The organism is Rhizobium esperanzae, assembly GCF_002204185.1.
In the GTDB taxonomy this organism is placed as follows: domain Bacteria; phylum Pseudomonadota; class Alphaproteobacteria; order Rhizobiales; family Rhizobiaceae; genus Rhizobium; species Rhizobium esperanzae.
Genome location: NZ_MXPU01000029.1, coordinates 32133 through 43016, shown reverse-complemented (window position 1 = coordinate 43016; position 10884 = coordinate 32133). Strand labels below are relative to the sequence as shown.

Here is a 10884-nt window from a genome sequence, read left to right as displayed (position 1 = left end):
AACCAGTGTAACTTCTCTTGATAAACGTGACCGCCAAAGTCTCTTTCAAAGAACCAGCATCGCTGCCGATCCCGCAAGCTCCGCCGCCCACGTTTCTCTTTCTTCTCATCTTCAATTGTCAAAGAACCGACGACCATCAGCCGTCACCAAAACCCGCTCCAAACCTAAGCCCGAAGCAACAAACCAGCAATCGCCAATCCGCTTGAGTTTCTTCAGAACGAAAGACTTCGTCGCCAGCAGCGCCGCCGCCCTCGTTCAGTGAGTGGGCTTATAGAGCTAACCCCTTTTCTAAGTCAACTGCCCTTTTCGAAAAAAATCATTTTTCTTTCAAGCCGTTGTTTTTTCAGGCGAACTTTCTGCGAAGCCGGTCGATGCCAGCATTTCCCGGATTCTGAGCCGTTTCCACCGAGGCAGAGAAGTGAACATTCGTCGACTTTTCGTGGAAAGAGCGCTCTTTCGTCTCTCGCGCCCCGACATGATCACAATCTGCTGGTCTTTACGGACACATGATTCACACAGGCAAATGCAGATAGGCTGCCTTTCCAGTGCGCGATTTGACTTCGGTGCCCAAAATATGCACATCTTTCGCCCCAGCCAGGATGGCCGAGAAATGCTTCCAGAGACGTCAAATGTAAGGACGCGGACCCGACTGCCATGATGACGGAGAAAATGATGATCCGCTCGTTGGGCAACGAGCCCCCGCTTCTGGCCGATGGCAGGCGTGCGCCCGACAAGCGCGAAGTTTCCTTGCGTTGGCTCTCGGGCACGTTTCTCACCGGTATCACATCCTCTGTCCTGATGGGTGTCGCCCTTTTTGCCGCGCTTGATGGTCGCCAACAGCTGGCGATTCCTGCCGAGGCCTATGCGAGTGCTGCCCCAGAGACGCATGTGGACACGGCCGTGGTCCGCGGCGGCCGGCTGATCGCGCCCGCCATTGCCGCAAAACCTTCCGATCGGGCGATTATGGAAGTATCGACCGTTGTCCATGACGGCGAGAAGGAGGTCGTGCGCCGCCAGCCCTTCGCGCATGTGAAGATGACGCTGGCCGCCAACCATGTGGCGACCGAGGACTATCCCGATTTTGATCCCCTGGCGATATTTTCCGCCGACGAACCGCAGCCCGCCCCGCAGAGCCGCACCGGCGCACTCTATGGCTCGGACGTTGAATCTGAAGTCAGCCTGAAGACGGTTCCGTTCCCGACCGCCAAGACCAGTATGAAAATGGCCTCAGGCCTATCGCTCGAGGAGGTCGAGGAAAACGTCCGCTCCAACGGCTCCGTGCTGACCGACGGCAATACGCAGCTCGCGGCTCTCTACTACGTCGATCCACGTCGTTTCTCCAACGAGGAAGCAGATGTCGATCTGACGGCCGGCCTGTCCGCCCGCGTGCTCGAGCAGAACATGACGGTTTCTGCGCCGGAATCGATCACGCCGCAGACCGAAGAATTCGCCGATGACATCCTTCCGGTGCGCGCCGATACACCGATCGCCAAGGCGCTTACGGATTCAGGCTACCCACAGCAATATGCCGATGGCATTGCCAACTATATCTCGGAGCAACTCGGCGCCAGCGATCTCGAAAAGGGTGACGTGCTGCGCATCGGCATCATCCAGAAGGGCGAACAGGCAAAGATCATCCGGGCCAGCGTCTACCGCGGCACGCGCCATCTCGTCACCGTAGCCCTCGACGACAAGGGCAAATACGTGCCTGGCAGCGAGCCGCCGATGCTGGATGCAATCGCCACGGCTTTCGATGACAATACCTTCGCTCCGCCGCCGGGACAGAACCTGCCGCGCGTCTATGACGGCATCTATCGTGCCGCCCTTTCCTATGGGATGACCAAGGATATGACCGCGCTGATCATCAAGCTGCTCGCAAGCAATGTCGATTTCCAGGCGCAGCTGAGATCGACCGATAAGCTGGAGGCCTTCTTCTCCGTCGCCGACAGCACCGGCCAGGCGACCGAGGATTCCGAACTGCTCTACGTCAATGCTCGTTTCGGCGATACGCAGACGCGCTTCTATCGCTTCCAGGATCCCGACGACGGTACGGTCGATTATTTCGATGAGAACGGCAAGAGCATCCGTCAGTTCCTGCTGCGCAACCCGGTTCCGAACGGCATTTTCAAGTCGGGCTTCGGCATGCGCCGCCATCCGATCCTCGGTTTCGCGCGAATGCATACCGGCGTCGATTGGGCGGCGCCGCGTGGCACCGCGATTATCGCCTCCGGCAATGGCACAGTCGAAAAAGCCGGCTGGGATTCCGGCGGCTACGGCAATCAGACGATCATCCGCCATGCCAATGGCTATGAATCCTCCTACAATCACCAGAGCGCCATTGCCAAAGGCGTCGTTCCCGGCGCGAAAATACGTCAGGGCCAGGTGATCGGCTGGGTCGGCACGACGGGTGAATCCACCGGCCCGCATCTGCATTACGAGCTGATCGTCAACGGCACCAAGGTCGATCCGCTGCGCATACGTCTGCCGGGCGGCAAATCGCTGCAGGGTGAGGCGCTGGCGAAATTCGAGGACGAGCGAAAGCGTATCGATACGCTGCTGAACAACCAGACGCCGGATCAGGTGGCGAGCAAGTAGTCTCTAAACGAAAAATGGCGGCCGAAGCCGCCATTTCTCATTTCTCGACAACCCAAATTAAGCCGCTGCGCTCACCGTCTGCCGCGTGCTGAACTGCAGCCGGTCCGAACCGTTCGTCACCTTGACAGTCGATCCGTCCGGCACCTGGCCCGACAGGATCTGCTCGGCCAACGGGTCCTGCACGAATTTCTGGATCACCCGCTTCAGCGGCCTTGCGCCGTAAACCGGATCATACCCCTTGTTCGCCAGCCAATGGCGAGCTTCCTCGTCGAGATCGATAACAATCTTGCGTTCGGACAGCAGAGCCACCAGCCGCTTCAGCTGGATATCGACGATCGCGCCCATCTCCTCGCGTTTCAGGCGGTGGAAGAGGATGATCTCATCGATGCGGTTCAGGAATTCCGGCCGGAAATGCCCACGCACGACGTCCATCACCTGCTCGCGAACCGTATCGCTGTCATCGCCGTCCCTGAGCTGCGTCAGATATTCGGCCCCGAGGTTCGAGGTCATGATGATCATCGTATTACGGAAGTCGACCGTCCGGCCCTGGCCGTCCGTCAGGCGTCCGTCATCCAGCACCTGCAGCAGGATGTTGAAGACGTCGGGATGCGCCTTCTCGATCTCGTCGAATAGGACGACCTGATATGGCCGGCGGCGCACGGCTTCCGTCAACGCCCCGCCTTCGTCATAACCAACATAGCCGGGAGGCGCGCCGATCAGTCGGGCGACGGAGTGTTTCTCCATGTATTCCGACATGTCCATGCGCACCATCGCCGTTTCGTCATCGAAGAGAAAGCGGGCGAGTGCCTTGGTAAGCTCCGTCTTGCCGACGCCGGTCGGGCCGAGGAAGATGAACGAGCCGATCGGCCGGTTCGGATCTTGCAGACCGGCGCGGGCGCGGCGGACGGCGCGCGACACGGCCTGAACCGCATCGCCCTGGCCGATCACCGATTTCGCCAGCTCGTCTTCCATCCGAAGCAGCTTGTCGCGTTCGCCTTCCAGCATCTTGTCGACCGGGATGCCGGTCCAGCGGGAAACGACATGGGCGATATTGTCGGGGCTGACCACCTCCTGCACCATCGCGCCGCGCTCGCCATCTTGCTTCTCGGCTTCGACCAGCTGCTTTTCGAGATCCGGAATGACGCCGTAGGTGAGCTCGCCAGCGCGCTGGAATTCACCCTTGCGCTGGGCAATCGCCAGTTCGTTGCGGGCGTCGTCGAGCTGCTTCTTGAGATCGGCGGCAAGGCCGAGCTTCTGCTTTTCCGCCTGCCAGCGGGCCGTCAGCGCATCGGCCTCCTCTTCAAGCGCGGTGAGTTCGGTCTCCAGCCGCTTCAGCCGGTCGGCGGAAGCGACGTCGGTTTCCTTCTTCAGCGCCTCACGCTCGATCTTCATCTGAATGATCCGGCGGTCGAGTTCATCGAGCTCTTCCGGCTTGGAATCCACCTGCATGCGCAGTCGCGCCGCCGCCTCATCCATCAGATCGATGGCCTTATCGGGCAGGAAGCGATCCGTGATATAGCGGTTGGACAGCGTCGCGGCGGCAACCAACGCCGCATCGGCGATGCGAACCTTGTGATGCTGCTCGTATTTTTCCTTGAGTCCGCGCAGGATCGAGATCGTATCTTCGACTGTCGGTTCGTCGACGACGACAGGCTGGAAGCGGCGGGCAAGCGCCGGATCCTTCTCGACATGTTTACGATATTCGTCGAGCGTGGTTGCGCCGACGCAATGCAGCTCGCCGCGGGCAAGCGCAGGCTTTAGAAGGTTGGAGGCATCCATCGCCCCGTCCGCCTTGCCGGCGCCGACCAGCGTGTGCATCTCGTCGATGAACAGGATGATCTCGCCGTTTTCCGCCTGGACTTCATTGAGGACCGCTTTCAACCGCTCTTCGAATTCGCCGCGGTATTTCGCGCCGGCAATCAGCGCGCCCATGTCGAGCGCCATCAGCTTCTTGTCCTTCAGCGATTCTGGCACGTCGCCGTTGACGATGCGCAGAGCCAGACCTTCGACGATCGCCGTCTTGCCAACCCCCGGCTCGCCGATCAGCACCGGATTGTTCTTGGTGCGGCGCGACAGGACCTGGATGGTGCGGCGGATCTCATCGTCGCGGCCGATCACCGGATCGAGCTTGCCCTCGCGGGCTTCGCCAGTGAGGTCGCGGGCGAATTTCTTGAGTGAATCGAAGCCCTGCTCGGCGCTGGCGGAATCCGCGGTCCGGCCCTTGCGGATATCGTTGATGACCTGGTTGAGACCCTGGGCTGTCACGCCCGCATTCTTCAGCGTCGAATAGGTCGAAGCCGAGGATTCGATCGCCAGCGCCTGCAGCAGACGTTCGACCGTGACAAAACTGTCGCCGGCTTTCTTGGCCACCTCTTCGGCGGTCGAAAGCACCTTGGCGAGCGGCTGCGCCAGGTAGATGTTGCCGTTGCCGCCCGATATCTTCGGCAACTTGGCAAGAGCCGCATCATTGGCAAGGCGAGCAGCCTTGGCATCGCCGCCGGCACGCTCGATCAGCGACGCCGCCATGCCCTGATCGTCATCGAGCAGAACTTTGAGCACATGTTCGGGTGAAAATTGCTGATGCCCCTGCGCCAGCGCATAGGTCTGGGCCGACTGAATGAAACCGCGCACCCGCTCGGAATATTTCTCGATATTCATATTCTACCTCCATTGATCGCCCTGCCCTTACGAGGCGCAGACCGATGATTGAGATCGACCCCCTGAAAAGGCAGGCCGCGCTTAGCCCATCTGGGAATTGGGCGAAGCAGTCGAGGAGAATATGGTACGCTGTTTCGGGAGTTTAAAGAGCCCATAAGACGAATATCCCCGGCACGAGGCCGGGGATTTTCAAGGAAATTCGAACAGATGGCATGAGCACCCGACCCTCCCCGAAAGGAGCGGCCAGATCCCTTATTCCGATGCGGCATCCGCCAGAACCGGCGCCTCGGCGGAAGCACCCTCGCCCTCGGAGGCTGCATCGCCGTCTGCGCCGCGGCGCGGGCGACGGGGACGATTGCCGGGGCTACGACGACGGGGCTGGCGTTCGCGTGACTGGCCGGCAGAGCCTTCCTCGTCCATGGCGACCTCGGCAGGAATGCCTTCGATCTCCGGCTGCGGGCCGGTTCCGTCGATGATTTCGGGTTGGGGTGCCGGGGCAGGCGCCGCAACGGGTGCCGGCGCGGACTTTGGTTGTGCCTGCGGCTGATGCTGCCTGCTCTGCGGCGGCTGGACGATGACGACATCGTCGCCATCATTGTCGCTGGTATCGATGTCGTCGCTGTCGCGATCCGCCGCGTCGCGGTCATTGTAGTCGCTGCGATCGTCGCGCTGGAACCGCTCTTGCATCTGCGCCTGAGCGCTGGCGATGATCCGATTGTAATGTTCGGCGTGCTGAAGATAATTCTCGGCTATCACGCGGTCGCCAGAGCTCTGGGCATCACGGGCAAGTTGCGCATATTTCTCGGCGATATGCTGTGCAGTACCGCGAATCTTCACATCGGGGCCGGAGCTGTCATAGCTCCGGGTCAGCGGGTTACCGCCCTTGCGGTTGAAATTGTTGTTATTGTTATTTCCGCCGCCGCCATTGTTATTGTTGTTACCACGCCCTCGACCGCGCTTGTTTTGCTGTCCTGGCCTCATAGATCGTTCACCTGAATTCTCTGTTTGTGATGGATACATGGCACCAACCGCCATGACCGGAAACCGGGTCAGGACCTTTGTGCCGCGAGCATACTGCGCCTTTGCGCCGACCTGCCGCTTGGTTCTCAAGTCAGTTTGACTGATTCACGCGTTGGGTCGTGTTCAACCGTTGAAACTCTCGTTTAAAAGAGCGGACCCCCGAGGCAAACCAAGTACCGAACGAATCTCGTTCATTCCTATCTGCCCAACACGTGTCCGCAACCTATATTGCTTCCCTGGGAAATCCAAGCCTTTTCTTCGCAATAGCAATAATGTCCCGTCCGATGCCGCAGTTATCGCCTTTTACGCAAGCGCGAAAACAAGCGCCCTGTCATTCTGACCATAATCTTTCACGGATTTGAGGCACTTGAAGCCTTTCGCTTCGAAGATCGCCGTCACATCGTTTCGCTGATCGTAGCCGATTTCCAGTCCGAGAACCCCGATGGGCCTCATGAACCTTGCCGCATCCTTGGCTATGGCTTTGTAAGCGTCAAGCCCATCCGGGCCGCCATCCAGCGCTGCAACCGGATCAAATTTCGTCACTTCGGGAGCGAGATCGTGAATGACATTGGAGGCAATATAGGGCGGATTTGAGACAATCGCGTGAAAGGAGCCCTGGATGTTCTCGAACCAATTCGACTGCACGGCCTGAAAACGATCCTGCAACCCGTTTCTTTCTGCATTTGACTTCGCCGTCCTAAGTGCATCAGCCGATATGTCGCTGCCGATACCCGACGCCTCGGGACATTCACTCAAGAGCGCGAGGCATATCGCCCCGCTCCCGGTTCCGATGTCAAGAATATGGAGATGGCGTTGCGCCTTTGCAAGGTCCTTCAGATAAGGAAGCACTGTATCGACCAGGATTTCCGTATCCGGACGCGGCTCCAAAGTTTCCGCCGACAAGCCAAGCGGCAGGCCGTAGAATTCCCGCTCGCCCAGAATACGATGCACCGGCTCATGGCCGAGACGCCGCTCCAGGGCCCTCGAAATCGCCTGCGCCTGATCTGAAGAGAGCCTCTCGGCCGACCGCGTCAAAAGCTCCGTTGACGACAGTTTCAAAATGCCTGCGACAAGCAGCCGCGCATCGGTCACCGGATCGACAATGCCTGCCTCTGTGAAACGACGGCGCGCTGCGGCAAGCATATCGGCGACCGTACCGCTCATTGCTGTTCGCCGAGCTGCGCCAGCTGGCTTGCCTGATAATCGGCCATCAGTGCGTCGACGACCTCTTCGATCTCGCCTTCCATCATCCGGTCGAGCTTGTAAAGCGTCAGATTGATACGATGGTCCGTGACGCGCCCCTGGGGAAAATTGTAGGTACGGATGCGTTCCGAACGATCACCGGAGCCGACCTGGCTCTTGCGATCGGCCGAGCGCTCGCTATCGGCCCGCTGCCGCTCGGCATCGTAAAGCCTGGAACGCAAGACCTGCATCGCCTTGGCGCGGTTCTGATGCTGCGATTTTTCCGAGCTGGTGACGACGATGCCGGTCGGCAGATGGGTGATGCGCACCGCCGAGTCCGTCGTATTGACGTGCTGGCCGCCGGCGCCCGACGAGCGCATCGTATCGATGCGAATATCTTCCGGCCGAATGTCGATGTCGATCTCCTCGGCTTCCGGCAGCACCGCCACCGTCGCGGCCGAAGTATGGATGCGCCCGCCTGCTTCGGTCTCCGGCACGCGCTGCACACGGTGCACGCCGGATTCGAACTTCAACTTGGCGAAGACGCCCCGGCCTGTGATCGTCGCGATGATCTCCTTGTAGCCGCCGGCTTCACCCTCGCTTGCCGAGAGCACCTCTACCTTCCAGCCCTTTTCCGACGCGAAACGTTCGTACATCCGGAAAAGATCGCCGGCAAAAAGGGCAGCTTCCGAGCCGCCGGTGCCGGCGCGGATTTCCAGGATCGCGCTCTTTTCGTCGGCTGCGTCCTTCGGCAGAAGCAGGATCTGCATTTCCTGCTCCAGCACCTCGATCCGCGCTTTCACTTCGGGCAGTTCGAGTTCGGCAAGATCGCGCATCTCGCGATCGACCGATTTGTCCTCGAGCAGCGTTTCGAGATCGGCAAGCTCGGCGACAGCCTTCTCATAGGCGCGGATCTTCGCCACGACAGGCTGCAGCTCGGAATATTCGGATGCGAGCTTCACATAGACATCGGCGGCCGGACCGGCCGACATGCGCGCCTCGATCTCGCCGAAACGGCGTTCCAGCTCGCGCATCTTTTCAACGGGAAGCTTCGCCACCCTTCACTCCGATTCTTCTTATATTTCTCTAAAGGGGAATATTGTGGCTCTCGGCGAAGCGGGCAAGCACCTCGCGCATCGGCACCGTGCTGCGATGATCGTCCAGCACTTCGTCCATCACCTTCGCCAGCGCCCCGACATCAAGCCCGAGCAGCATCGCCTTTACCGGACCGATCGAGGCCGGCGACATCGAGATCGACCGAAAGCCGATGCCGAGCAGCGCCATTGCCGAAAGCGGCTTGCCGGCAAGCTCGCCGCAAAGCGTCACTGGCGTCGTGTTCCGATCCGCCCCGCGCACGATATCACGGAGGATCCGCAAAAACGGCTTGCCGAGGGGGTCGAAGCGATCGGACACGCGCGCATTGCCGCGATCGACCGCCATCGAAAACTGGAAGAGGTCGTTGGAACCGACCGAGACGAAATCGACCGCCTCCATCAGCTCGTCGAGCTGCCAGAGCAGCGCGGGCACCTCCAGCATCGCTCCGAATTGCAGCTTGCGCGGCAGCCCATGCCCGAAGCGCGACAGATGCTGCACTTCCTTCTGCAGGAGTTCGCGCACCATCTTCAGCTCGGAAACTTCGGTCACCATCGGGACCATCAGCTTCAGCTCGGTGCCGGCCGATGCCTTCAGCAGGGCGCGCAGCTGGGTGCGCAACAATCCCGGCCTGTCGAGTGACAGCCGGATCGCGCGCCACCCGAGTGCGGGATTTTCCTCCTCATGACCTCGGAAATACGGCACCACCTTGTCGCCGCCGATATCGAGCGTGCGGAAGGTGACCACGCGGCCTGCCGCCTGTTTGATCACATTACGGTAGAACTGCTCCTGCTCTTCCGCCTTCGGCATGGTCGAAGCGATCATGAACTGCAGCTCGGTGCGGAAGAGACCGATGCCCTCCGCACCCGATTCCGAGAGCTGCGGCAGGTCGACCAGCAGGCCGGCATTCATCATCAGCGAGATCCGCTGGCCGTCCTTCGTGACCGGCTCGATGGCGCGTAGCGCCCGGAACTGCTCCTGCCGCCTCGCGCGGAAACGCACTTTTTCCTCGTAGGAGCGCCGATGATCGGCCATCGGACGGAGATGCACATGCCCTTCGTCGGCGTCGATGATCACGGCATCGCCATTCTCGGCGAGCGCCACAACACCCGCCGCCTGGCCGATGACGGGAATGCCCATGGCACGGGCCACGATCACCACATGGCTCGTCACCGCCCCCTCTTCCAGCACCAGTCCGCGCACATTGGCGCGGGGATAATCGAGCAGCTCGGCCGCCCCCATGGCCCGCGCCAGGATGATCGCGTCATTGGGAAAACCCTCGGCGGTCGTGCGCCCGGTATAACCCGTCAACTGCCTGAGCAGCCGGTTCGCCAGGTCCTCGAAATCGTGCATGCGTTCACGCAGATAAGGGTCAGTCAACCGCATCATCCGCGCCTTGGTGTCGCTCTGCACCTTTTCGACCGCCGCTTCCGCCGTCAGGCCGTTGCGGATCGCTTCCTCGAGCTTGCGCACCCAGCCTTGGTCATGCGCGAACATGCGATAGGTTTCGAGCACCTCGCGATGCTCGCCTTCCATCGACACGTCGCGGCGCGACAGCATGTCGTCGATCGAGATCCTGAGCGACCCCATGGCCTCCGCCAGCCGGCGGATTTCCTTCTCAGCATCCTCGTTCAGCAGGTTGGTGACGACGATGCGCGGCTCGTGCAAGACGACATAGCCGAGGCCGATGCCGTCATTATAGGTGTCGCCATCAATCGTCACCGAACGCGTCAGGTCGAGTTCGAGGCCCGGCTTGGTGATCTTCTTGAGCTCGCCGGTGGCGATCATCTCGGCAAGCACCATCGCCGTCGTTTCGAGTGCTTCCACCTCCTCCTCGCGATAGTTGCGGCTCGCCTTGTTCTGGACGACGAGAACGCCAAGCGAGCGCCCGGTCCTGAGGATCGGCACACCGAGGAAGGAATGGTAGATTTCTTCGCCCGTCTCCGGCAGGTAGCGGAAGGCCGGATGCGACTGCGCGTCGGAAAGGTTCAGCGGCTGCGCCGAGGCGGCGATCGTGCCGACGAGGCCCTGCCCCATCTTCAGCTGCGCAAGGTGCACCGCCTCGCGGTTGAGGCCTTCGGTCGCGTAGAGTTCGAGCACACCGTCGGCGCGCAGCACATAGACGGAGCAGACTTCCGCCACCATGTTGCTGGCAATCTGGCGGACGATCCGGTCAAGACGATCCTGCGGCTCCAGCGGCTCTGCCATTAACTCGCGCAGCCGCCTGAGCAGCACGCGCGGACCGCCGGAAAGGTCTCTCATGGCGTCTCAAGCTCCCGAAACAACGCACTCAGTCCCGGCAGGCCGGCCCTCGTCTACTCAACCTGAAGGGGCAGG

The 10884-nt window shown here is 60.7% G+C and carries 7 protein-coding genes; 2 read left to right on the top strand and 5 right to left on the bottom strand.

Annotation, left to right across the window (positions count from 1 at the left end):
• A partial coding sequence (locus tag B5E41_RS32025) for a hypothetical protein (protein WP_176439453.1) occupies positions 1-262 on the top strand: 262 nt, incomplete at its 5' end.
• A gap of 392 nt (positions 263-654) precedes the next feature.
• A complete protein-coding gene (locus B5E41_RS28640) occupies positions 655-2595 on the top strand; it encodes a M23 family metallopeptidase (protein ID WP_088397037.1) in 1941 nt (646 codons plus the stop codon).
• A 57-nt stretch (positions 2596-2652) separates the two neighbouring features.
• On the opposite strand, the gene clpB is transcribed toward B5E41_RS28640, so the two are convergent.
• The 5 genes from clpB to ptsP all read right to left on the bottom strand — a co-directional run bounded on the left by clpB (position 2653) and on the right by ptsP (position 10809).
• Positions 2653-5253 carry an ATP-dependent chaperone ClpB gene (gene clpB, locus B5E41_RS28635; protein ID WP_064805196.1) on the bottom strand — a complete coding sequence of 867 codons (2601 nt, stop codon included), beginning with the start codon at positions 5251-5253 and terminating at the stop codon, positions 2653-2655.
• Positions 5254-5505: 252 nt separating this feature from the next.
• Positions 5506-6234 (bottom strand): DUF4167 domain-containing protein, encoded by a 729-nt coding sequence (locus B5E41_RS28630; protein WP_088397036.1) that lies wholly within the window; start codon positions 6232-6234, stop codon positions 5506-5508.
• Between the two features lie 342 nt (positions 6235-6576).
• Complete coding sequence (gene prmC, locus B5E41_RS28625) at positions 6577-7437, bottom strand: peptide chain release factor N(5)-glutamine methyltransferase (protein WP_088397035.1); 861 nt, start codon at positions 7435-7437, stop codon at positions 6577-6579.
• Positions 7434-8513, bottom strand: coding sequence for a peptide chain release factor 1 (prfA, locus tag B5E41_RS28620; protein ID WP_088397034.1), 1080 nt, complete (start codon positions 8511-8513; stop codon positions 7434-7436). The genes prmC and prfA overlap by 4 nt, the downstream gene beginning before the upstream one ends.
• Positions 8514-8541: 28 nt before the next feature.
• On the bottom strand, positions 8542-10809 hold the full coding sequence (gene ptsP, locus B5E41_RS28615; RefSeq protein ID WP_088397033.1) for a phosphoenolpyruvate--protein phosphotransferase: 2268 nt from the start codon (positions 10807-10809) through the stop codon (positions 8542-8544).
• Between the last annotated feature and the right edge of the window lie 75 nt (positions 10810-10884).